We start from the raw sequence: 21,381 nt of genomic DNA on the forward strand, positions 1-21,381 counted from the left end.
GGTCAGGTCCAGACATCAGTCGGCGACAACGAGATCGCGCGGCGTTCGGCGAGATCGCCGACGAACCATGCCCATTCCTCGGGTCCGACCCGGGCCGAACAGTAGGAGGCGGCCATGGCGCTGAACGCCCTCAGCACCAAGCGTAGATCGTCGATAAAGCCATCGACCAGCTTCGGCACCGACTTGCCGTAGGCGAGGAAGATCGCATCGCGGTAGTTGGCCTTGCCCCGGTAACGCGAGGCCTGATGAAGGAAGCAGATGCTGCGGCGCCCGAACGCCTCGTCCCTCAGCGCGCGGGCGGCCTTGGTCCGGAAGTTGTCCACGCCGAGATCGCGAAACTCTCTCCCGCTCCTGACGCTCTGTTCGATGTTCCATTGCTCCCAGCCCGCAGTGCCGGAGAGGTATTCGGCGACGCATCCCCATCCCTCCTCCGTGGTCTGGGGTTTGGTGGTCAGCGGATGCTTGCCGCGACTGCGCGGGACTTTCAGGGCCTCTTCCACGTCCGCCGGGCAGAGGCGGTCGATCCGGTCCGCGAACGGGGGCAGGATCAGTCCGGGGATGGCAAACTGGCGGTCCCACTGCTTCGCCGTCGTGGCGTGCGTCTCCGGAAACGACCCGTCGGCCGCCGCGATCATCGCCGAGGCGGCGCCATAGACGCCGTAATACCAGGTCACGATGCCGACCCGGGCGACATCGGCTTTGTTGGGCGCGAAGACGAGCGCATCGAGCGCAGCGACCTGGTTCAGCGAGAACAGCAATTGTTCGTAGATCGAATTCAGCTGGGGCTCGGGCAGGTGTTTGCGTTGAACTCGCTGATAGAAAGCCTTGCCAGTTTGGAACGAGACGGCGTGCGCTTCCGACAGGATGGCCAGCCCCCGCATCCAGTGCAGGGTCGACGGCAATGCATAGACGGCGTCGGGGATGTCGCGCGGCGACTCCGTCAGGGTGCCGTGAGCCTGCATCCTTGCGTACAGCGAACCTGTGGGCATTTCTCGTTCCGGTATGGCGACGGTTTTGATCCTAGCCCGCTTCGCGCTAAGAACAATATGCGAACACCAGACAGGAAAACACGATGATGGAAGTCATGCGCGACCTTGAGGTCCGCGGGACCCGCGCAGAGATCAATGCGCTGGTCGACCATATGACGCGCGCCGCCAAGGCGCCTTGGGCGCGCTCGACGGAGGGCGAGGCAAACATCGGCGACGACAACTATCGCGTCTTCTCGCGAGAGGCCGACGGCTCAATTCCGGCCCTCGGGGTGGCCCTGCATCTGGAGCCGGAGGGCATTCAGATCGTGAACATCGTTCCCCGCGACGTCGGCAACCTTGGTACGACCGTCTACAATGCGGCCCTTCAAGAGTTCCTCGAACAGCTGGTTCAGCCGGCGGCGGCGGCGCTCTCGTTGTCGGTGGTCACATCGCTGCCCCGCACCTCGCTCGCGGCGGAATTCGGCCCCGAGATCGCGCGGCTGCTCGTGCAGTTTTCGGGTGCGGCCAACCAGTCGTCAGGGTCATCGCATCCTGCGGATTTCAGACGCTGGGCGATCTTCCTCGCCACCGTGCATCGGAGCGGCAAGCGTCTCGATACCGATCTGCTCTATGCGACCCTGCGAGAGCAGGGATGGCCGAAGGAGAAGGCCAGCGATCTCGTCAGCGAGTTCGAGTTCGCTCGCGAGCTGCTCAAGGTCGCCGACGATGTGAGCTGACGCTCAACAAAAAGCCGCGCGCCCCCAAAGGGCGCGCGGCGAGTTTTCGCCTCGGACGGCGCTATTCGGCGGCGAACGAATAGGCGTCGTCATCGCGGGGCGGTTCGGAGCCCGACTCTTCTGGCTCGGCCGCGTCCGACACCGTCCGCAGCGGCACGGGCAACCACCCCTTCCCCTCCACCAACCGTTCGGCGGCCTCGGCCATGTCCGCCTTCTTGAACCCGGCGATCCGTGCGGCCTCTTGGGCGCCCGCCGCCTCCGTCACCGCCTCCAGCACCTTGGGTTTGGCGACACGGGTGAAGTAGCTGCCCGCTGTCGCCGTCCACGTCCCGGCCATGTCGAGCCCGACCGCCGTCGCCAGCGTCTCGGCCTGCGCCAAGGCGCCGGGCCGTCGGTCGTGCGGATCGCGCACGGCGTAGAGGCCGACCCCGGCGCAACAGGCCATAAGGTCCAGTTGGTCCGAAGGCGCCAGACCAACCACCACGCCCCAGAGGTCTTCCGGACGCTCGGGCAGACGCGCGCCCCACGCCTCGCACCGGTCGCGGACTCGTCGACCGGCGGGACCGTCGTCCACCCCCGGCGCCAGCCGCTCAAGCCCCGTGGTCGTCAGCCGAAGCTGCAGGGGCGTCCACACGCTGTAGCCCGGATAAAAGACCTGCAGGACGAGGGCGTGGACCACGGTCGCCAACGCCGCGTTCACATCGCGCTGCACCGCGTCGCGCAGCCCCATGGTCTTGTGCGCCGTCAGGTCGATCAGCAGACGATCCGACAACGCCGAAGGCGTCTCGCCCTCGGGCGCGTCCACACCCGACTGCGTCCCGCTGTTCGCACCGTCGTCCACCGCCTCGTCCTCCGGCCACGGCGACGGCGGATCGGCGGGTACGTCCTCGGCGCGGACCAGACCGCGCTCGAACCGGGCGAGGCCGTCGTGACCGAGCATCACAATAACCCCGGCGCGCGCCCTGGCCTCGGGGGCGTAGGCGAAGCCCGGGCCGAAGGCCTGCAAGGCCTTGTCGATCTCCTCCAGCCGCGCATCCGCCTCGGGCGACAGGCCGTCGTCACCGGCTTCGGAGACGATGCCGTCGTACTCCTCGGACAGGGCCGCGATCTCTGCGGCGTCCGCCTCCGAGCGCTCGACGGCGACCGGATAGACCCGACCGAACGCGGACAGGTCGGGATACTCCAGACCCGCCTCGGCCCACTTCCAGCCTTCCCGCTCGCGCGCCTCGTCGGCCAAGCCGGTCAGCTTTTCGCCGACCAGCCGGTCGAGCAGCATCACGTCCTCCAGCCAGCCCCCGCCGTCCTCGGTGAACAAATCCCGGAGGATTCCGCCACCCGCTTCGACGTAAGCCTCGACGCCGACGAAGCGGACGCGCCGGTCGCCCACCGCCACCTTGGACTCGGTCATGGCGCGGCGGATGGCGTGGACGGGACGATACTCGCCCAACTGCTCGAACACCTGCCGCTGCCGGTCCTGATCCGCGCTCACGCAGAAGGCCATAAGCTGGTCGAGCGCCAGCGTCCCGGCCCGATAGGCCGCCATCAACTCCGGGGCCGCCGCTCCCAACCGCAACCGCTGGCGCACCACATGGGCCGACACGCCGAACCGGGCGCCGATCTCTTCGGGGCCATACCCCTTTTCGGCCGCCAACCGCTGGAAGGCTTCGAACTGGTCGGCGGGATGCATGGCCTCGCGGGTCACGTTCTCGTCGAGGCTGATCTCGTGGGCGTCGTTCTCGGCGTCCACGATGCAGCGCACCGGGTGGGTGCGCTTGATCGCCTTGCGCTTGGCCAGAAGCCGCAGCCCCTGACGGCGGCCCTCGCCGATGGTGACGAGGTAGTTCCCGGTCGGAACGCCCTCCCCGTCCCGCTCGATCTCGACCACGGGAGGCTGCAACACCCCCTTGGCCTTGATGGAAGCCGCGAAGGCCTCGATGGTCGCCGGGCTGTGCGGGGTCTTCCGGGCGTTCTTCGGCGAGGCCTTGAGCCGGTTCAGCGGCACGATCACCTCCGCGCCGTGATGCGGCGCAGTCGCTTCGATGGGGGCGGTTTGGGTGGATTGAGCAGTCATGTCTCTGCCTCCTTTGGGCAAGGGTTGCAGGCACGCGAACTGCGCGCCTGAAACCCTGCCCGTCGGCGAGACCGGGGTAGCAAGGGCCAGGGCGGACCGGCCGGAGGGGGATCGCCCGACCTGCACAAGCCTGACCCTGATGATTGTCATGACGCCCGTCGCCAGCGCGGAAGGTCGGGGAGACCGGCCGGTCCGGCGGTGAAGCCGCTTCACCCTGGCCCGCGCGAGGGCGGAGCCCTTAGCCGCCTGCGCGTGACCGCCGTCGACGAAATTGAGCGATCACCGGGACTTGAACCCGCCGGGTCGTCGTCACATCTGGCGCCGATGACGACAGCTGATACGACCCCGCGCCCAGCGCCTGTTCCACCTCAAGATCCATTCTTCGAGGTCATTCCCGACGGCCTGTGGAACGCGTGCATCGGCGTCCAAGGCAGCGAGGAAGCCTATGTCGATGGTTATCTTGAAGCGGCCCGGGAACTGGTCGCAGCGGTCATCGACAAGCGGATGTTCGGAAGCCGGGACTCGCTGGCCATGCCCATTCTGTACAACTGCCGCCATGCGATCGAACTCTCGCTGAAATTCGCGATCGATCACCTGCACGAGATCGGAATGATCCCACACCGGCACAAAGCCGATCACGACATCAAGTCTCATTGGACGCACCTGCGTGACGCCAAGGTCGGCGATGCCCGGATCGTCGATCTCGTCGGACAGCTCGAACCGTTCGTCAGCAGCTTGGCCGCGATCGACGACGACGGCCAGGAGCTTCGCTATTCGCGCAACCGCGCCGGCGACAAGAGTCTGGGCGGCTTCGCCGTGGTCAACCTGCCCCACATCCAGCGCAGCATCGATGCGCTGGGCGCGATACTGGAACGATTAAAGCAGCGGGTGTGGGAGCTGGAGCAGGATCGACTTACCGGCGCCCACACGGGAGAATGCTCCCGCGAGGATCTGAAGGTCATCGCCGGAATGGTCGGTCCTCACTCGGAATGGGGGGAGCCCGAGTTCCAGGAGCGTAAGGCCTTGGCCATGGCCAAGTTCGACCTGGGCAGCCGCAAGTTCAGCCACGCGCTCACCGCCATTCGCAAATCGCGCGCCCTCGCCACCTTGGTCGGGCTTGAGACGCCGCTCACCCATCTCTCCGACGAGAAGGCGCTCAGGGTCGCCCAACTCTGGGCCGACGCCTATCCCGAGAGGGAAATCGACCCAGCCGACATCGGCACGTCCTATTTTGATCGTGGATTCGAGGCGATCGAAGCGCACGCGAGAAAGACCCAAGACTTGGTCACGGCCGCCTCCGATCTGCTGGATCGCAACGAGTTCGCTGATCTGGAAACGCTGTACTACCTCGGCCGCAACCGTGAACCGGGGGAGCACTACGACGACAACCTCGCTCGGACCGTTCGCAAGCACGCCTTGGCGCAATCGCGTTGGGAAGGCGTCAGCCACATCATGACCAAGACCAATCTGCTCGATTCGATCGTGGTCGGCGCTCGTGAAGCGGGGCGCCCCAGCCTGTCTCAAGCGCTCCGCGCGATCCGGCCCGAATGATGTACAGCAACGGCCCCGACATCAGGGTGCGGCTACCCCTTTGAGCAGCGCCTTACACCGGGTCTGAGCAGTGATCCGTTTCTGATGCAAAGTCGCCAAGGTGCGGTCGACGGCGACGAAGCCGCTCGCCCCCAAGGTATCGAAATAGGCTTCAAACGCGTCGCAGGCGGCGATGAGCGCATCGATCGCGTCTGACACCGGGTCAGCCGAGGTCTTCCGCTCCAGCCAAGCCTCCAATGACAGTCCCGCCTTCGTCGCACGCCCCGTCTCATACTCCCGTTGGGTCGGCGTCATCCGCGCCGTCAGCGCATTGAGCCGCGCCGCCCGGATCGCCGGTCCGTAGATGTTCATCCGTCGGCTGAGGGGGCGCTGGTCGAAGTCGAAGTCGGCCGGGTAGGCGTCGTCCTTGACGAACACGATGGTCTGCTCGCGCCGGGGCTTCGGCGTAATGTCGAGGAGTTCGCCCGCCGGACTCCGCCAGACGCAGTGAAACTCCGCCGTCAGGAGCGCGGGCGCCCATTCCCAGATAGTCCAGCCGTGAACGGGCTCACCGCCCTCGGCGGCGACCTTCAGCCGGACACCGTCGTTGCACCAGCCATAGCGGCCGAGCGGATCCTCGGTCACCGGAACGATCACCGGCGGATCGCCGCCGAGCGTGCCGGAGAATTCGAGTACGGCCGGTCCAATCTCCTTCGGCGTCGTCTCCGTGACCGCCGCCCCATGGTTTCGCTCCTCGAGCAGCTTCTCGGCCGAAGCGACCCGGATCTCCTCATCCGTCATCTGCATGGCGTCACCACCGTCTGCTCAGAGCGCGTTGCGCGCGTTTAAGCGCCGCCGCATGACGCTCGACCCACCCCGGCGGAAGGTCCAGTTCCAGGCTCAACCGATGCACGCCGGTCTTGGCCTCGCCGGAGAAGAGTCCGGTGAGCATCGGTGGGACCAGGGCCAGTTGAACGAGGAAGCGGCCTCCGATCCCGACCATCAAGGCCCGCACCTCCTCGAACTCATCAGGAACGACAGCGAAACGAACCTTCTCCTCCCAGAGGATCAGTTGCTCGCAGAGGTCAACGAAGAGGTGGCATGCCCGCAAGATGTCGATTTCGGATCCGGCCACGCCGGGCTCGCCCCACGCCTCCGCAAACACCTCGTTGATCAGGCCTCCGAACGCGGTCGAAAAGCGGCTCATCTCGGCGAAATGGGCCGAATGCCACTGGATGAACTCGTCGCGATCGATGATGCGCGACGGTCGGGTGTAGAGGCCGCGCTCGAGATGACGCCAACGCGTCAGGACGGGCTCCGCCATGGTTCTCAGAAGCTCAGCCGTGAGCTTGTATTCCCAGTATTCGGGCCGATCGAGAACGATCTGTTGGGCGAGGTAACTGGCCTTGGCGAAAGGCTCCAGTTCGCGGACCCGGAACCGCTCGCGAGCCAGCGCCCCGGCCTTGCCGAGGACGCTCGCCATTCGCGTTTCGTGATCGCGCTTCCATTCGAACAACAGGCCGGACGGAAACTGCTGGGGGTCAGCGTCGATCCGCTTATGGCAGTTGCGGCAGAGCCAGATTGCGTTGGTGACGTCGGCCCGACCGACATCTTCCATCGCCGGGTCAAAGCGGGCCGAACCGGGCTGCGCGCCGAAAATATGCGCCGCCTCGCCCACATTGACCGCACGCGTCTCATCCTCGGCCGGACCACTCGTAACCGCGCCGCAATCCGGATTCGCGCAGGTGTTGGCCGCCCTTTGAGCGACTACGGTGACCACAGCGCGGGAAAAACGCGCCTCCATCCCAACTCCCGGTTCGCAACTAACTGTCCGCAGGTCTATATCGACGCGGGCCTCACAGCCACTGCTGGCAGGCTTCCGCCTAAGGTTCTCTCCTAGCGCGAAGAACCCGATGCCCCAAGCTGACCGGTCGTCCCTCGAACGATCAAGGAGATTCAGCAATACAGTGCAGTCTGTAGAGTGCCTCCCCGGCAGATTCCTTCGCCGGTCAGGCCACCGGCCGATCCGCGCTGACCCCGGGCGCAGGCGTCGCAGGCCTCGGCGGGTTCAACAAGGCCTGAACCGGCCGGTCGAACCCATACCGGAACGCCGCCGCCCCCATGAACGCCGCCGCCAGACCGGCGGCCCAGACGCCCCAGCGCATCCCGACGGACCAGTCCGACTGACCGACGGCGTCGAAAGCACCGAACCAGACGATGCGGGTCACCTCATTGGTGAGGAACATCGCGAACGACATCAGGCCGAGATGCTCGATCAGGCGCGACGGGCGCACCACAGGCAGGGCGCCGGCCGCCCAGATGATGAGGGTCATCAGCAGCAGGGAGGCTAGGCCGAACGGGCCCACGGCCTGAACGAGCGCCAGCGCGCCGACGGCGCCCAGTCCCAGGGCGCCCGCCACCGCCGGGCGCACGTAGACGCGCGCACCGACCACGGCGGCGGCCACGCCCAGCAGGAAGAGCGGAAAGGCGCGGAGGAACCCGAACCGCAGCGGAAGGCGATAGACCGGGTCACCCAGCCAGACGCGGCTGGCGACGTCGGCGGCGAAAAGCAGGGCGATCGCGACCGCGGCCGTGGCCCAGGGCCGGCCCCAGAGCGCTCGGCAGACCCATGGCAGGAGCAGATAGCAGCCGATCAGAGCCGACAGCGTCCAGGTCGGCGCGTTCCAGCCGACACCGCCCGGCACGCCATAGGCCTGCACGAGCAAGGCCTGGGCGGGCAGCTGGCTCCAGTCGAACCATTGGGGATTGCTCGGTCGGAACCCGGCCAACGCGGCGGCCGCGACGAGGGCCGCGAGACCGGCGATCACGGCCAGATGGGCCGGGAACACGCGCAGCAGCCGCTGCCGGGCGTAGGTCCTGACGTCCATCCCGCCCGAGGCCAGGCGCTCGCCGTAGATCCGGGCCAGCACATAGCCGGAGTCGATGATGAAGAAGTCGGTGAGCAGGAACCCCCGGTCGAACACCGGATGGATCTGTCCGAGCGGCAGCGGGGCCGCTTCCCGGAAGTGGTAGAGGATGATCAGCGATCCGGCGGCGAACCGCAGCACGTCCAGCCAGCCGCCGCGTGCGATGCGCGCGGGGCGGCGGGCCTGACCTTCCACACCGGAGCTGATCGTCATTCGCGCTTCCCTGTGGCGGCGGGGCGTTCGTTGGCGTGAGGATGGTAGTGCACGTCCGCCCGCACCCCGTACAGGATGAGGGTTCCGGCGACGCAAAGCACGCCGAGCCCGCCGGCGATCATCAATCCGGCCCGGTCGCGGGGACCGAACACCAGACAGCCGCCCGTCACCAGGCTCATCATCACGCCATAGCCGATGTAGAGCGGCGTTCCGTATGCGCCGAGCAGGGAGAAGGCCATGCACAGGACGAAGAAGGCCGCGATCAGGCTGGCGCCGACGGCGATCACGATATCGAGCACCGGCCGGGGTTTCGGCGGCGGGCGCGGGCTCGAGCCGCGGCGGCCCTTGTAGCGCCCTTCGCGCCAGCGGATGCTGCGGCTGCGGACCGTGAAGCGCTTGCCGGCCATGAGGTCAGGGCCGTGCAGGATCGGCGGGCGCGTCCTCGTGCCGCGCCAGCATGATCCGCATCCGCAAAATTTCGGCTTCCTGGGCGCGGATGATCTCCTGCGCCAGGCCGCGCACGTCATCCGCCTCGCCCTCCTCCACGGCGATCCTGGCCATGGCGATCGCGCCTTCGTGGTGGGCGATCATGCCGCGCAGGAAGTCGATGTCGGCGTCGTCGGAGTAGTCGACGTTCATTGCCTGGTGCATGCGGTCGGCGGCCTCCCGATAGGCGCGGGTCGACGGCGTATCCGAGGGCGCGCCCTCGTGGCCGGCGTGCCCATCAATCGCTCGCGCCTCGACCGGCGGCGGGGCGGAGGCGTCGGGGGCGCCTCGACGGGACAGAATGCCGAAGGCGAAGGCGGCGACGGCGAGGAAGACCGCGATCACCGAGATCCAACCGGTGCGCTTCATGGCGTTTTCCTTTGAGTTTGAAAAAGGGTTTGGATCTCGTCGCCCCTCATGGCGGCGGACCGGGCTGGGTCGTCGCTTCGGGTCATACGTGCAGACCTCCGGCGTCACCGCAGGGCTCGAGCTCGGTCTGGACGGTCGTGTGATGCAGGTCGAAGCGCTCTTCGAGCATGTCGCCGACGGCCTGTCGGACAGCATCGGCGTCGGCGCCCTCCGACAGCACGACGTGAACCGTGCAGCTCGCCTGATCCGCGCCCGAAACCCAGACGTGGAGGTCGTGAAGGCTGGCGACCCCGGGGGTGGCGAGGATGGCGGCCCGCACGTCCGACAGGGCCACGCCGCGCGGGGCGCCCTCCAGCAGAATGTGGGTGGTGTCGCGCAGCAGGATCCAGGTGCGGGGCAGGACCCACAGGCCGATGGCGATCGCGACGATCGGATCGACCCAGCGCCAGTCCGTCACGGTGATGACGACGGCGGCGACGAGGACGCCGAGCGAGCCGAGCATGTCCGCCCAGACCTCGAGATAGGCGCCCTTGACGTTGAGGCTGCGATCCTTGCCGCTCGACAGGATGCGCATGGAGATCAGATTGATCACCAGGCCGGCGGCGGCGACGATCAGCATGCCGATCGAGCCGACGGGCTCGGGATCCAGAATGCGCTTGATCCCCTCGTAGAGGACGTAACCGGCGACGACGAAGAGCAGCACGGCGTTGAACGCCGCCGCCAGGATCTCGAACCGCCTGTAGCCGAAGGTGCGTTTCTCATCCGCCGGCCGCTGGCCGATCTTGATCGCCAACAGCGCGATGGCGAGGGCCGCCGCGTCGGTGAACATATGCGCGGCGTCCGACAGCAGGGCGAGGCTGTTGAACACCAGGCCGCCGATGACCTCAACGATCAGGAAGGTCCCGGTCAGCGCCAGGGCGATGGTGAGCTGCCGGGCGTTGGCCCCGGCGGTGTGGTCGTGAGCGTGCCCGTTGGAATGGTCGTGGTTGGTCATGAAGCGCGTTCCTGTGGGTGGTCGGAGGCGGCGTTGGCGTCGCGGAGAATCTCGACGCCGCCCTTGATCGCGATCGCCGCGACGAGAACGCCGACGACGAGGTCGGGCCAGGCCTGGTCGAGCCAGAGGACCAGACCGCCGGCGACGAGGATGCCGCCGTTGGACGCGAAGTCGTTGAAGCTGAAGGTCTCGGCCGCCTTCATGTTGACGTCGCCGCTGTGCTGGCGGCGGATGAGCTGCAGGCAGATCAGGTTGACGACGGCGGCGACCAGGGCGAGCGCCATCATGGTCGGACCGATCGGCTCGGTTCCGGTGATCACCCGGCGCACGGCGTCGACGAGGACGCCGACGGCGAAGACCAGCAACATGATCCCCGACGCCCTTGCGGCGCCCCGTTTCCAGGTCCCTGCCCGACCGATGGCCAAAAAGCTGATCAGATAGACCGCCGCGTCCGAGGCGTTATCCAGCGCATTGGCCAGCAAGGCGCTGGAATCGGCGGACACGCCGCCGATCCCGAGCGCCGCCGCCAGGCCGGCGTTGAGGCCGAGAACCGTCAGCAGCGTCCGGCGCTGCTGACGGTCATCCTGGGGCCGGGCCATCAGTCTTCGATCCCCTCGTCCTTGCGATGACGCACCGCCTTGGCCGCGAAGGTCGGGAGGACCAGCAGAGTCAGGGCGGTGGCGGTGATCAGGCCGCCGATGACGACGGTCGCCAGCGGCTTCTGAACCTCGGCCCCCGCGCCGTGAGCGATGGCCATCGGAATGAAGCCGACGATCGCCACCATGGCGGTGGTGAGCACCGCCCGCAGGCGGCTGGACGCACCCTCGATGGCCGCGTCACGGGGCGGCAATCCCGCCTGAAGCCGCTCGCGGATCGCCTGCATAAGCACCAGGCCGTTGAGCGTCGCCACGCCGGAGACGGCGATGAAACCGACGGCCGCCGAGACGGAGAACGGCATGCCGCGCAGGAGCAGCGCCAGCGCCCCGCCCACCAGGGCGAGCGGCACGCAGGCGAACACCAGACCCGCCTCGGCGAAGGAGCCCAGAGCCATGAACAGCAACACGCCGATCAGGACGAAGACGATCGGAATGACCAGGCCCAGCCGCTGTTCGGCGCGCTTGAGGTTCTCGAACTGGCCGCCCCAGTCCAGGCGGACACCCGGGGGGAGCTGAACCTGATCCACCGACTTCTGGGCGTCGGTGACGAAACCGCCCAGATCGCGACCGCGCACATTGGCCTGGACGACCATGCGGCGGCTGCCGTCGTTGCGGCTGATCTGGTTCGGTCCCTCGGCGCTCTGGATGCGCGCGACCGAGGACAGGGGCACGGTCACGCCGGTCGATGACACGATCGGCAAGGCCGCCAGCGCCGCCGGATCGTTGCGCGCGGCGTCGGGGAGACGGACCACGACGTCGAAACGCCGGTCGCCCTCGAAGATGCGGCCGGCCTCGGCGCCGCCGATCGCGGCCGAAACCGCTTCGGAGACGTCCGCCGCCGACAGGCCGTAGTTGGCCGCGGCGAACCGGTCCACGCTGATCGTCAGGGTCGGCAGGCCGGACGCCTGTTCCACCCTCACGTCGGCCGCCCCGTTCGTCTGGCGCAGAGCGTTGGCCACCTGGTCGGCGACACGCTGCATGGTGGCGAAATCGTCGCCATAGACCATGACCGCCAGGTCAGTCCGCACCCCCGAGATCAGCTCGTTGAAGCGGAGCTCGATCGGCTGGCTGAATTCGAAGTTGTTGCCGATCTGCCGCGACGCGACTTCCTCGAAGCGGGCGATCAGCTCTTCCTTCTCCAGACCCGGGTTGGGCCAGTCCTTGCGGTCCTTCAGAACGATGACGCTGTCGGAGATGTTGGGCGGCATGGGGTCCACCGCCGCTTCGGCGGTGCCGGTCCGCGAGAACATGGTCTCCACTTCCGGCTGGGCCTTGATCGCCCGCTCGATCGCCATCTGCATGGCGAGCGACTGCTCGAGCGAGGCCGACGGAACCCGCAGCGCCTGCATGGCGATGTCGCCTTCGTCCAGGGTCGGGATGAACTCCCGGCCGAGGGTGGTGAAGGTGACGCCGCCGATGACCAGGGCGCCGAGCGCGGAGAGCAGGACGATCTTCGGGCGATCGACGGCCGTGCGAATGGCCGGAGCGATCCAGCGGCGCGCGTGGCGCAGCAGGAAGGTCTCGTGCTCGTGGGCGTGGCCGTGTTCGTCGACCTCGACCTTCTTGGGATCCCGCACCAGGAGCGCCGTCATCGCCGGCACGAAGGTGAAGGAGAAGATGAAGGCGCCGACCAGGGCCAGCATGACCGTCGCGCCCATCGGGATGAAGGTCTTGCCTTCGACCCCTTCCAGCATCAGCAGGGGGGTGAAGACGAGCAGGATGATCAGCTGACCGAAGGCGGCCGGCTTGACCATCTGGCGTGCCGCCGCGGCGGCGACGCCGAGACGCTCGTGCCGCGTCAGCATGCGCCCGGCCTCCGCGCGCTTCTGACTGAGCATCAGCAGGGTGTTCTCCACGACGACGACGGCGCCGTCGACAAGTAGGCCGAAATCCAGCGCGCCGAGGCTCATCAGATTGCCGCTGATGCCGAACCGGTTCATGCCGATGACGGCGAACAGGAAGCTGATCGGGATCATCAACGCCGTGATGCTCGCCGCCCGGATGTTGCCGAGCAGCAGGAAGAGCACGACGATGACCAGGAGCGCGCCTTCGGTCAGATTGCGCGCCACCGTGGCGATGGTGGAGTTCACCAGGGCGCTTCGGTCCAGCACCGTCACGGCCTCGATGCCGGGCGGCAGGGTCTTCTGCACCTCCTCGAGCCGGTCGCCGGCGGCCTGGGCCACGGTGCGGCTGTTGCCACCCGCGATCATCAGGGCGGTGCCGAGGACTGCTTCGTGTCCGTCGCGGCTGGCGCCGCCCAGACGCGGGGCCTGGCCGACCTCGACGGTGGCGACGTCGGCGACGCGGACCACAAGGCCGCTTCGATTGACGACAGGCGCCTGGGCGAGGTCCTCGACGGTCGAGGCCAGCGCGTCCGTGCGAACGGTCAGGGCCTCGCCCGCACGCTGCACATAGCCGGCCCCGGCCTGGGTGTTGGCCCGGTCGAGCGCCTGGATGAGGTCGCCCATGCCGAGCCCGTAGGCCGACAGACGCGCCGTATCCGGACGAACCGCGTATTCCTTCACATAACCGCCGACCGTATCGACGCCGGCCAGGCCGGGCGCCGTCCGCATCTGCGGAGCGATGATCCAGTCCTGCACGGTGCGCAGATAGGTGGCGCGCTGTTGCGGGGTGGTGAGGAGATCGCCTTCAGGCGTCAGATAGGCGCCGCCGGCCTGCCAGCCGGTCTGGCCTGGCTTGGCCAGGTTGGCGCTGTTGAACGGCTTGTAGTCCACCGTCCACATCAGCACCTCGCCCAGGCCGGTGGTGATGGGCGCCAGCGCCGGTTCGACACCTTCGGGCATCGTCTCGCGCGCCTGCGCCAATCGTTCGGCAACCTGCTGACGGGCGAAATAGATGTCCGTCTGGTCGGTGAAGATGACGGTCACCTGGCTGAAGCCGTTGCGGCTCAGCGACCGGGTCGAGGTCAGGCCGGGGATGCCGGCCATGGCGGTCTCGATCGGATAGGTGACCTGACGTTCGATCTGTTCGGGGGCCAGGGCCGGGGCGACGGTGGTCACCTGCACCTGGCGGTTGGTGATGTCCGGCACGGCGTCGATCGGCAACCGTGTCAGTTCGAGGAGGCCGTAGGCCGCGACGAGCGCCGTGGCCAGGACGATGAACCATCGGAATTTGACCGACAGCTCGATGATGAATTTGAACATTCGCGCGCCCCCTTAGTGGCCGTGCTCGGCCTCGCCCTTGGCGAGTTCGGCTTTGAGGAGGAAGGCGTTGGTTCCGGCGACCCGCTCTGACCCGTCGAGGCCGCGCAGGATCTCCGTGCGTCCCCCGGCCTGGCGACCGACGAGCACGGGACGGAGCTGGAAGCCGTTCGGGACCTGTATGAAGACGACGCTGGCGCCGTCGACGGTCTGGATGGCTTCCGTCGGCACGGTCAGGCCGCCGGCGGCTTCACCCGTCACGATCGCGCCGGTGACGGCGGAGCCGGCCGGCGGCAGGGTCGCTCCCGTCGGGCGCGCCCGGATCACGGTGGCGCCGCTTTCCGCGCCCGCCCCGGCGGCGACGCCGGTGACGACGGCGTCGAAATCGCCCGCGGGGCTGGAGACCCGCAAGGTCGATCCCGCGCGGACGAGCGCCGCAAGGTGCGGCGGCGCATTGAACACGAGTTCGACGCGGGCGGGGTTGGTCACCTCGGCGATCACGCCGCCCTGCGGGACGAAGCCGCCCGGGCCGACCTGAACGCTGGTGACCACGCCGGCGATCGGGCTGTTCACGCTCAGCCGTCCGGCGGCGTTGGGCGATCCGGCCGCGCTCGACCGCGCGCGGGCCGCTCGGGCCGCCGCCTCGGCGCTGAGCAGCTGCGCCCGGGACGCCTCGACCTCTTGCCGGGCGACGACGCCCTGGTCGGCGAGGTTGCTGTTGCGCTGATAGGCCTGGCGCGCGACTTCGGACTGGGCCGCGGCCGCGTCCGCGTCGGCGCGGAAGGTGGCCGCGTCGCCGCTCACGAGGCTGGCCAGGGGCTGGCCGATCCGAACGGACTGGCCGGGCGCCACCAGCACCCGTTCCACCCGTCCGCCGACAGACGCGGCGACGGCGGCGCGGGCGTCGATCATGGGTTCGACGCGACCGGAGAGCCGGGTCTCGGCGCCCCCGCCCCGACCGACGCCGACGACGACCAGATTGGCGGCCTGGGCCTGGGCGGCGCTGAGAGCGACGAAGCCCTCGGGCGCTTCGGCCTCGCCTTCGGCGTGACCGCCCTCCTCTTCGGCGTGACTGGCTTCGCCTTCAGCCGCCGCGCCTTCGGCGGCGGGCGGATCCGACCGTCCCATGGCGAGGTAAAGACCCCCGGCCCCGAGGATGACGAGGGCGGCGACCCCGCCGATCAGCAAGGTCTTGTTGGAAGTGCGCTTGCGCATCATTGGGCTCCTTGGAAGGGGGCGCGGCCGTCCTGGCGCGCGAGATCGATTTCCGCGCGGACCCGGGCGAGGCGGGCGTCCACGGCGGCGGTTCTGGCGTTGACCAGGGCGGTGCGGGTCGCGCGAAGCTCGAGCTGCGAGATCCGGCCCGCCTCGAAGCCAATCCGCGAGAGGCGGTAGGCTTCTTCGGCGGAGGTCACCCCGGCGTCGGCGGCGTTGACACGGCTCACCGAGGCGCGAAGGCGCGCCTGTGCTGCGGCCCGGTCCGCCTGGGCTTCCTGGCGGGCGGTCATCAGCCGGGCGTCGGCCGCCCTGAAGTCCGCCTGGGCGGCTTCGATGTTGCCGCGGTTCCGATCGAACAGCGGCAGGGGCAGGCTGAGGCCGAACGTCAGCGCCGTCGCGTCTTCCGCCTCGTAGCGGCGAAGACCGACGCTGGCGCTGACGTCCGGTCGCGACCGGGTGCGTTCGACCGCGATGCGGCTTTCGGCGGCCGAGCGCTCAGCCTCGGCCACGCGCACGGTCGGCGTCTGGTCCGTCGGCGAAAGGGCGGTCGCCGGCGCGAGGTCCAGCAAGCTGACGTCGATGGTCGTCACCGGCTCGGCGAGCATGGCCACCGCCGTGAGCCGGGCGAAGGCCGCGTCCCGTTCGGCGATGGCTTCGTCGAGACCGGCGCGCGCGGCGGCGGCTTCGCTCTCGCCCTGGATGCCGCGCAGAAGCGGCTCGCGCCCCTCCTCCACCAGCACCAGGGCCGCGCGGGCGTCGGCGAGGGTGAGGCTCAGGTTCTCCTCGGCCAAGGTCGCGCGCCGCTCGGCCGCCTCGGCGTCGGCGTAGACCAGCGCCAACCGTCCGGCGGCGTCGACCACGGCCAGGTCTCGTCGGAGCGAGGCGGTCCCGGCATCGGCGCGGGCCGCGTTGATGCGAGCCGTGCGTCGACCCCAGAGCTCAAGATCCTGAGTGATCGAGAGCGTGGTCTCGGCATTGCCGTAGCCAGAGAAGGGCCCGCTCCCGAACGCGTTCTCGGCATCGAGCGCGAGGGTCGGGTTGGGGCGGACACGCGCCTGGCGCGCCCGGGCTTCGGCGGCGTCCAGAAGCGCGCCGGCTTCCAGGGTGGCCGGGGTCTGGTCTAGCCGGGCGAGGAGCTCGGCGAACGAAGGCGCAGGGTCAGCCCACGCGGGGCTGGCCAGCACAGCCGCGATAGCGGTGAGCGCGCAGCCGACCGCGAAACGCGGCGGCCGGCGATATGAGGCAGGCATGATTCATCTTCCAGAGGGAGTGACACGAGAGAGCCCGCGCCGAAGCGCGGTCGTCGTGTCAGGCTCTGGGAGGGCGTTTCAGTCCGTCGGGCGCGATGGAGCCGAAGAGATCGCTCAGGGGCAAGGCGTGGAGCGGCCGGTCGAACGCCTGCAGAGGCAGGTCCTCGCCGACCGTCGTGCGAGCGGCGGCGGTATGATGGCAATGGCCGTGAGAGCAGATGCCGTGGTCCTTGCCGCCGGTGTGGTCGCCTTCGGCCGGATCGTGATCGACCAGGGCGTGGGCGGCGGGCGGTTCGGGCTGGCAGGTCGCTGCGTCAGCGATGGGCGCCACGAAGAAGGCGGCGGCGACGAAGGTCACCGCCAGAATCAACTTCGCCCATGTCACCATCGACCAGGTCATCGGCGGCTGCATACTTTCGTTCGCCCGTATCGGCAATCTGTTACACAGTACGCTGCTCCGGCGGCCCCGGCCTTGCGCGACGGGCAGGCGCTCCGACCCGCCCTGCTGCGACGACCGGTCACGCCGGATCGGGCCCGGCGGATCAAGCGCCCGCTCCAGGCAGGGCGGCGGACGAGCGAGCGGCCTCGCGGGTCTCGACCAGCGCCTGACGGGTGATCGACCAGGCGGATTGCAGGAAGATGAAGGCCAGCAGGGCGCCGGCGGCGAGATCGGGCCAGCGCGATCCCGTCAGCCAGACCAGACCGCCCGCCGCGGCGACGCCGAGGCTGTGGGCCAGGTCGTTGCGCGTACAGAGCCAGACCGATCGAACATTGGCGTCTCCGTCCCTGAAGCGCAGCAGCAAGGCGGCGGCGACCAGGTTGGCGGCGAAGCCGAATAGACCCAGGCCCGTGATCACGAAGCCCTCCGGGGCTGCCCCGGTCATGGCCCGCCAGACCGCGAAGCCGAGGACAGACAGCCCCAGCACGACCAGGCTGGCGCTCTTGGCGAGCGCCGCTCCCGCGCGCAGGCGCATCGATCGCCCGATGACCCAGAGGCTGACGGCGTAGGTGACGCTGTCGGCGAGGAAATCGAGCGCATTGGCGGCGAGCGCGGCCGATCCCTGCGCGAGGCTGCCGGCCAACACCGCAACGAAGCCGACGAGGTTGATGGCGATCACGGCCACCAGCACGCGGCGATAGGCCGGCGTGGCGCCGTCGAACTTTACGTCATGACCACAGCAGCCGGAGGTCGGGCGGCAGGAGGTTTCGGTCTGGTCCATGACCTCGGTCTACATCCTCTAGTCACTAGAGGATCAAGCGCCTATTTTCAGCCGATGACGCTCCCTTCCGCTCCGCATCTGACCATCGGCAAGCTCTCCGCCGCGACCGGCGTGAAGGTGCCGACCATCCGCTTCTACGAGCAGGCCGGGCTCCTGCCCGAGCCGCCGCGTACCGCCAGCGATCGTCGGCTCTACGACGAACCCGCACTGCGCCGGCTCGGCTTTATCCGGCACGCCCGCCAGTTGGGCTTCGACCTGGACGCTATCCGCTCGCTCCTCGACCTTGCCGATCACCCCGACCGCACCTGCAGTGACGCAAACGCCATCGCGGAACGGCACCTGGCCGATGTCACGGAGAAGATTCGGCAGTTACAGGCGCTTCAGACTGAACTTTCACGGATGACCACCGACTGTGCCGGCGGGCGAGTCTCGGCCTGCAAGGTCATCGAAGTCCTTCAGGACCGCGACTGCCGACACTAGGCAGACCGACAGTCAGGCGTTTGGTCGGGATTGGGGCGCAATCGCGATAGACGAGAGATCGTCCGCGGCGTCGATCGGAACCCCGGCCGCCTTGCGCTCGGAATAGCGGTCGACCAGCCGGGCGGCGTGAGGCCGGGTCAGGATCGTGAAGCGGACCAGCTCCTCCATCACGTCGACGATGCGCTCGTAGTAGGCGGACGGCTTCATCCGCCCGGCGTCGTCGAACTCCTGGAAGGCCTTGGCCACGCTCGATTGGTTGGGGATGGTGATCATCCGCATCCAGCGACCGAGCAGCCGCAGGGTGTTGACGGCGTTGAAGCTCTGCGACCCGCCGGAGACCTGCATGACGGCCAGGGTCCGGCCCTGGGTCGGGCGCACGCCGCCCATGCTCAGGGGCAGATGGTCGATCTGCAGCTTCATCAGGCCCGAGACCTGGCCGTGCCGCTCCGGACTGCACCAGACCATGCCCTCGGACCACAGGGCGTGCTGGCGCAGTTCGCGCACCGCCGGGTGGTCATCGTCGCCGGGCGACCCCGGAAGGGGCAGGTCCGACGGATCGAAGATGCGGGTTTCGCATCCCATCCACTGCAGCAGGCGGGCCGCCTCCTCGACGCAGAAGCGCGAATAGGACCGTTCGCGCAGCGATCCGTACAGGAGCAGGATCCGGGGCGGATGGTCGTGCGGCCCCAGACCGCGAGCCGGATCGGTCGACAGATAGGCCTTGTCCAGGGCCGGCAGATGATCCGGATCGGGTAGCGCTCGCAGGCGGTCGAAGGTCATCAGAGATCCTTGGTCAGATAGGCCGCCGACGCCGGGCAGAGCCCCGCGAACTCGCGGGTCCGCCGGATCGCCTCCGGCGCCGTCTGGCGGTCCGCCACCCGGTAGCCGTGCCGGGTGAAGAAGGGCTCGGCCGTCGTGGTGAGCAGATGCAGGCGGGCGCCGCCCATGTGGCCGGCGACGATCTCGGCGGCGGCGAGCACCCGGGCTCCCAGGCCGCGCGCCTTCCGGTCGGCGAGGACGACCAGGGAACGCAGCAACAGGTCGCGCCCCTCCCCTTCCAGTCCGACGTAGCCGACGACGGCGCCGTAGTGATCGGCGCTGAAGTAGCGGCCGGCGTCGGGCGCGGGCAGGCCTTCGCCCCGCAGCGCGGCGATCAGGCCGGCGTCGGTCGGCTCGATCAGATAGAGGACCACCATCACCCGGCGTCCGCCGACGGGACCGTGTCCGGGAACCAGCGCCGGCCCATCCAGAGGGCGACCGACACCAGCAGGATCAGCACCGGCACCTCCACCAGCGGGCCGATGACGGCGGCGAAGGCGACCGGCGACGCCAGGCCGAAGGCCGCGATGGCGACCGCGATGGCCAGCTCGAAATTGTTCGAGGCCGCGGTGAAGGCCAAGGCCGTGGTGCGCGGGTAGTCGGCCTCGATCAGCTTGCCCATCAGGAAGCTGACGACGAACATGACGAGGAAGTAGATCGTCAGGGGAATGGCGATGCGCAGGGCGTCGAGCGGCAGGGCCACGACCTCTCCGCCCTTGAGGCTGAACATGGCCACGATGGTGAAGAGCAGCGCGATCAGGGTGATCGGCCCGATTCGCGGCAGGAAGCGGCGCTCGTACCAGTCGGCGCCCTTGCGGGCGATCAAACTGCGGCGGGTCAGGAACCCCGCCAGGAACGGCACGCCGAGATAGACCAGCACGGCTCCGGCGATGGTCCAGACGCTGACGTCCACCACGCTGCCCTGCAGGCCGAACAACGGCGGCAGGACGGTGAGGAAGACCCAGGCGTAGAGGCTGAAGAACAGGATCTGGAAGATCGAGTTGAAGGCCACGAGACCGGCCACATACTGGTTGTCGCCGCGCGCCAGCTGGTTCCAGACCAGCACCATGGCGATGCAGCGCGCCAGGCCGATCAGGATCACGCCGGTCATGTACTCCGGCTGATCGCGCAGGAAGATCACCGCCAGGGCGAACATCAGCACCGGACCGAGAACCCAGTTCTGGATCAGGGACAGAGCCAGCACCCGCTTGTCGGCGAACACGCGCGGCAGGGCCTCGTAGCGGACCTTGGCCAGCGGCGGGTACATCATCAGGATCAGGCCGATGGCGATCGGGATGTTGGTGGTCCCGACCGACAGGCTGTCGACCCAGGCGGGCAGGCCCGGCACCACGGTTCCGAGCAGGACGCCCAGCGCCATGGCGGCGAAGATCCATACCGTCAGCCAGCGGTCGAGGAACGACAGGCGGCGCGGCGGAGCGGCGGGCGCGTCGGTCATCTCGCCACCCGCTGGCCGTCCGCGTCGATTACGACCTCCCCGTCTTCCTTGGTGAAGGGCTTCAGGTTCTCGGCCGGCAGCAGGTCCAGCACGGCCTCCGACGGGCGGCACAGGCGGACCGCAAGGGGGCTGACCACGATCGGACGGTTGAGCAGGATCGGATGGGCCTCGATCGCATCGAGCAACTGGTCATCCGTCAGGGCGGGATTCTCGAGACCCAGTTCGGCGAAGGGCGTGCCCTTCTCCCGCAGCAGGTCGCGCAGCGGGGCACCGGTCCGCTCCGCCAGCCAGGCGACCATGGCGCGCGACGGCGGGGTCTTGAGATACTCGACCACATGAGGCTCGATCCCGACGTGGCGGATCAGCTCTAAGGCGTTGCGAGACGTCCCGCAGGCGGGGTTGTGATAGATGACGACGTCCATGGCGTCCTCAGGGACAGCAAGGCGCGAGTTCTGCCAGAAGCGGCTCGCACAGGTCCGCCCTGCCCCCGCAGCAGTCCTTGAGCAGGAACAGGACCAAATCGCGAAGGCGGTCCAGATCGGCGCGGTAGATGATCGACCGGCTGCGACGCTCCGACTTGATCAACCCCGCCCGGGTCAGGACGCCGAGATGGGACGACAGCGTGTTGGCCGGGATGGCCAGATGGTTGGAGATGTCACCGGCCGCCAGACCGTCGGGCTCGTGGCGGACCAAAAGGCGAAACGCCTCCAGTCGCGTTGATTGCGCCAAGGCCGCAAGAGCGAGAATCGAGGTTTCGGTTTCCATATTTCTGAATTAGTAGAAATATGGAAATATTCAAGCTGCTCATCCTCACACGGGCCGCAAA

General features: G+C 68.4%; 22 protein-coding genes. 3 read left to right on the plus strand and 19 right to left on the minus strand.

Features of this window, described 5'->3' with window-relative positions; all coding sequences use genetic code 11:
• Nucleotides 1–2: 2 nt before the first annotated feature.
• Nucleotides 3–962, minus strand: coding sequence for a hypothetical protein (locus tag V7D63_RS00595; protein WP_333590316.1), 960 nt, complete (start codon nt 960–962; stop codon nt 3–5).
• 110 nt (nt 963–1,072) lie between these two features.
• On the opposite strand from V7D63_RS00595, the gene V7D63_RS00600 reads away from it, so the two are divergent.
• Nucleotides 1,073–1,705, plus strand: a complete 633-nt coding sequence (locus tag V7D63_RS00600; RefSeq protein WP_333590317.1) for a hypothetical protein — start codon at nt 1,073–1,075, stop codon at nt 1,703–1,705.
• 61 nt (nt 1,706–1,766) lie between these two features.
• On the opposite strand, the gene V7D63_RS00605 is transcribed toward V7D63_RS00600, so the two are convergent.
• Complete coding sequence (locus V7D63_RS00605; protein ID WP_333590318.1) at nt 1,767–3,776, minus strand: ParB/RepB/Spo0J family partition protein; 2,010 nt, start codon at nt 3,774–3,776, stop codon at nt 1,767–1,769.
• A 252-nt stretch (nt 3,777–4,028) separates the two neighbouring features.
• On the opposite strand from V7D63_RS00605, the gene V7D63_RS00610 reads away from it, so the two are divergent.
• A complete protein-coding gene (locus tag V7D63_RS00610) occupies nt 4,029–5,327 on the plus strand; it encodes a hypothetical protein (protein ID WP_333590319.1) in 1,299 nt (432 codons plus the stop codon).
• Nucleotides 5,328–5,348: 21 nt separating this feature from the next.
• Here V7D63_RS00610 and V7D63_RS00615 read toward each other — a convergent pair whose 3' ends face one another.
• The 12 genes from V7D63_RS00615 to V7D63_RS00670 all read right to left on the minus strand — a co-directional run bounded on the left by V7D63_RS00615 (nt 5,349) and on the right by V7D63_RS00670 (nt 17,800).
• Nucleotides 5,349–6,113 carry a hypothetical protein gene (locus V7D63_RS00615; protein ID WP_333590320.1) on the minus strand — a complete coding sequence of 255 codons (765 nt, stop codon included), beginning with the start codon at nt 6,111–6,113 and terminating at the stop codon, nt 5,349–5,351.
• A 4-nt stretch (nt 6,114–6,117) separates the two neighbouring features.
• Nucleotides 6,118–7,110, minus strand: a complete 993-nt coding sequence (locus V7D63_RS00620; RefSeq protein WP_333590321.1) for an HNH endonuclease — start codon at nt 7,108–7,110, stop codon at nt 6,118–6,120.
• A 205-nt stretch (nt 7,111–7,315) separates the two neighbouring features.
• On the minus strand, nt 7,316–8,446 hold the full coding sequence (locus V7D63_RS00625) for an acyltransferase family protein (protein WP_333590322.1): 1,131 nt from the start codon (nt 8,444–8,446) through the stop codon (nt 7,316–7,318).
• Nucleotides 8,443–8,853 carry a hypothetical protein gene (locus V7D63_RS00630; protein WP_333590323.1) on the minus strand — a complete coding sequence of 137 codons (411 nt, stop codon included), beginning with the start codon at nt 8,851–8,853 and terminating at the stop codon, nt 8,443–8,445. The genes V7D63_RS00625 and V7D63_RS00630 overlap by 4 nt, the downstream gene beginning before the upstream one ends.
• Nucleotides 8,854–8,857: 4 nt before the next feature.
• The gene (copM, locus tag V7D63_RS00635) at nt 8,858–9,301 is read right to left on the minus strand and encodes a CopM family metallochaperone (protein WP_333590324.1); all 444 of its coding nucleotides are present in this window, start codon (nt 9,299–9,301) and stop codon (nt 8,858–8,860) included.
• An 82-nt stretch (nt 9,302–9,383) separates the two neighbouring features.
• Nucleotides 9,384–10,295, minus strand: coding sequence for a cation diffusion facilitator family transporter (locus tag V7D63_RS00640; protein WP_333590325.1), 912 nt, complete (start codon nt 10,293–10,295; stop codon nt 9,384–9,386).
• Nucleotides 10,292–10,894, minus strand: a complete 603-nt coding sequence (locus V7D63_RS00645; RefSeq protein ID WP_017505580.1) for a cation transporter — start codon at nt 10,892–10,894, stop codon at nt 10,292–10,294. The genes V7D63_RS00640 and V7D63_RS00645 overlap by 4 nt, the downstream gene beginning before the upstream one ends.
• Nucleotides 10,894–14,115 carry an efflux RND transporter permease subunit gene (locus V7D63_RS00650; protein WP_333590326.1) on the minus strand — a complete coding sequence of 1,074 codons (3,222 nt, stop codon included), beginning with the start codon at nt 14,113–14,115 and terminating at the stop codon, nt 10,894–10,896. The genes V7D63_RS00645 and V7D63_RS00650 overlap by 1 nt, the downstream gene beginning before the upstream one ends.
• Nucleotides 14,116–14,127: 12 nt before the next feature.
• Entirely contained in the window at nt 14,128–15,327 is a 1,200-nt protein-coding gene (locus tag V7D63_RS00655) for an efflux RND transporter periplasmic adaptor subunit (RefSeq protein WP_017505582.1), read from the minus strand.
• Entirely contained in the window at nt 15,327–16,580 is a 1,254-nt protein-coding gene (locus V7D63_RS00660) for a TolC family protein (protein ID WP_333590327.1), read from the minus strand. Before V7D63_RS00660 ends, V7D63_RS00655 begins: the two co-directional genes overlap by 1 nt.
• A 58-nt stretch (nt 16,581–16,638) precedes the next feature.
• The gene (locus V7D63_RS00665; RefSeq protein WP_333590328.1) at nt 16,639–16,968 is read right to left on the minus strand and encodes a hypothetical protein; all 330 of its coding nucleotides are present in this window, start codon (nt 16,966–16,968) and stop codon (nt 16,639–16,641) included.
• 154 nt (nt 16,969–17,122) lie between these two features.
• Nucleotides 17,123–17,800, minus strand: a complete 678-nt coding sequence (locus V7D63_RS00670; RefSeq protein WP_333590329.1) for a cation transporter — start codon at nt 17,798–17,800, stop codon at nt 17,123–17,125.
• A gap of 54 nt (nt 17,801–17,854) precedes the next feature.
• Between V7D63_RS00670 and V7D63_RS00675 the strand changes: the two genes are divergently transcribed.
• The gene (locus tag V7D63_RS00675) at nt 17,855–18,280 is read left to right on the plus strand and encodes a MerR family transcriptional regulator (protein WP_333590330.1); all 426 of its coding nucleotides are present in this window, start codon (nt 17,855–17,857) and stop codon (nt 18,278–18,280) included.
• Nucleotides 18,281–18,292: 12 nt separating this feature from the next.
• Here the strand turns inward: V7D63_RS00675 and arsH are convergent, their stop codons facing one another.
• From arsH to V7D63_RS00700, 5 genes are read right to left on the minus strand one after another with little or no spacing between them, the layout of a single operon-like run.
• Nucleotides 18,293–19,060: an arsenical resistance protein ArsH gene (gene arsH / locus V7D63_RS00680; RefSeq protein ID WP_333590331.1), complete on the minus strand. Its 768-nt coding sequence runs from the start codon at nt 19,058–19,060 to the stop codon at nt 18,293–18,295.
• On the minus strand, nt 19,060–19,476 hold the full coding sequence (locus tag V7D63_RS00685) for a GNAT family N-acetyltransferase (protein WP_333590332.1): 417 nt from the start codon (nt 19,474–19,476) through the stop codon (nt 19,060–19,062). Before V7D63_RS00685 ends, arsH begins: the two co-directional genes overlap by 1 nt.
• Nucleotides 19,476–20,555 carry an ACR3 family arsenite efflux transporter gene (gene arsB / locus V7D63_RS00690; RefSeq protein WP_333590333.1) on the minus strand — a complete coding sequence of 360 codons (1,080 nt, stop codon included), beginning with the start codon at nt 20,553–20,555 and terminating at the stop codon, nt 19,476–19,478. The genes V7D63_RS00685 and arsB overlap by 1 nt, the downstream gene beginning before the upstream one ends.
• Nucleotides 20,552–20,977, minus strand: a complete 426-nt coding sequence (gene arsC / locus V7D63_RS00695; RefSeq protein ID WP_333590334.1) for an arsenate reductase (glutaredoxin) — start codon at nt 20,975–20,977, stop codon at nt 20,552–20,554. The genes arsB and arsC overlap by 4 nt, the downstream gene beginning before the upstream one ends.
• A gap of 7 nt (nt 20,978–20,984) precedes the next feature.
• Nucleotides 20,985–21,320: an ArsR/SmtB family transcription factor gene (locus V7D63_RS00700; protein ID WP_333590335.1), complete on the minus strand. Its 336-nt coding sequence runs from the start codon at nt 21,318–21,320 to the stop codon at nt 20,985–20,987.
• Nucleotides 21,321–21,381: the final 61 nt, after the last annotated feature.

This window comes from Brevundimonas sp. (assembly GCF_036732845.1).
Taxonomy (GTDB): domain Bacteria; phylum Pseudomonadota; class Alphaproteobacteria; order Caulobacterales; family Caulobacteraceae; genus Brevundimonas.

What these genes read in the sequence shown, in the direction of transcription:
- V7D63_RS00595 (WP_333590316.1), bottom strand. Translation starts at nt 962, where the DNA reads ATGCAGGCTCACGGCACCCTGACGGAGTCGCCGCGCGACATCCCCGAC.
- V7D63_RS00600 (WP_333590317.1), top strand. Translation starts at nt 1,073, where the DNA reads ATGATGGAAGTCATGCGCGACCTTGAGGTCCGCGGGACCCGCGCAGAG.
- V7D63_RS00605 (WP_333590318.1), bottom strand. Translation starts at nt 3,776, where the DNA reads ATGACTGCTCAATCCACCCAAACCGCCCCCATCGAAGCGACTGCGCCG.
- V7D63_RS00615 (WP_333590320.1), bottom strand. Translation starts at nt 6,113, where the DNA reads ATGCAGATGACGGATGAGGAGATCCGGGTCGCTTCGGCCGAGAAGCTG.
- V7D63_RS00620 (WP_333590321.1), bottom strand. Translation starts at nt 7,110, where the DNA reads ATGGAGGCGCGTTTTTCCCGCGCTGTGGTCACCGTAGTCGCTCAAAGG.
- V7D63_RS00625 (WP_333590322.1), bottom strand. Translation starts at nt 8,446, where the DNA reads ATGACGATCAGCTCCGGTGTGGAAGGTCAGGCCCGCCGCCCCGCGCGC.
- V7D63_RS00630 (WP_333590323.1), bottom strand. Translation starts at nt 8,853, where the DNA reads ATGGCCGGCAAGCGCTTCACGGTCCGCAGCCGCAGCATCCGCTGGCGC.
- copM (WP_333590324.1), bottom strand. Translation starts at nt 9,301, where the DNA reads ATGAAGCGCACCGGTTGGATCTCGGTGATCGCGGTCTTCCTCGCCGTC.
- V7D63_RS00640 (WP_333590325.1), bottom strand. Translation starts at nt 10,295, where the DNA reads ATGACCAACCACGACCATTCCAACGGGCACGCTCACGACCACACCGCC.
- V7D63_RS00645 (WP_017505580.1), bottom strand. Translation starts at nt 10,894, where the DNA reads ATGGCCCGGCCCCAGGATGACCGTCAGCAGCGCCGGACGCTGCTGACG.
- V7D63_RS00650 (WP_333590326.1), bottom strand. Translation starts at nt 14,115, where the DNA reads ATGTTCAAATTCATCATCGAGCTGTCGGTCAAATTCCGATGGTTCATC.
- V7D63_RS00655 (WP_017505582.1), bottom strand. Translation starts at nt 15,327, where the DNA reads ATGCGCAAGCGCACTTCCAACAAGACCTTGCTGATCGGCGGGGTCGCC.
- V7D63_RS00660 (WP_333590327.1), bottom strand. Translation starts at nt 16,580, where the DNA reads ATGCCTGCCTCATATCGCCGGCCGCCGCGTTTCGCGGTCGGCTGCGCG.
- V7D63_RS00665 (WP_333590328.1), bottom strand. Translation starts at nt 16,968, where the DNA reads ATGGTGACATGGGCGAAGTTGATTCTGGCGGTGACCTTCGTCGCCGCC.
- V7D63_RS00670 (WP_333590329.1), bottom strand. Translation starts at nt 17,800, where the DNA reads ATGGACCAGACCGAAACCTCCTGCCGCCCGACCTCCGGCTGCTGTGGT.
- V7D63_RS00675 (WP_333590330.1), top strand. Translation starts at nt 17,855, where the DNA reads ATGACGCTCCCTTCCGCTCCGCATCTGACCATCGGCAAGCTCTCCGCC.
- arsH (WP_333590331.1), bottom strand. Translation starts at nt 19,060, where the DNA reads ATGACCTTCGACCGCCTGCGAGCGCTACCCGATCCGGATCATCTGCCG.
- V7D63_RS00685 (WP_333590332.1), bottom strand. Translation starts at nt 19,476, where the DNA reads ATGGTGGTCCTCTATCTGATCGAGCCGACCGACGCCGGCCTGATCGCC.
- arsB (WP_333590333.1), bottom strand. Translation starts at nt 20,555, where the DNA reads ATGACCGACGCGCCCGCCGCTCCGCCGCGCCGCCTGTCGTTCCTCGAC.
- arsC (WP_333590334.1), bottom strand. Translation starts at nt 20,977, where the DNA reads ATGGACGTCGTCATCTATCACAACCCCGCCTGCGGGACGTCTCGCAAC.
- V7D63_RS00700 (WP_333590335.1), bottom strand. Translation starts at nt 21,320, where the DNA reads ATGGAAACCGAAACCTCGATTCTCGCTCTTGCGGCCTTGGCGCAATCA.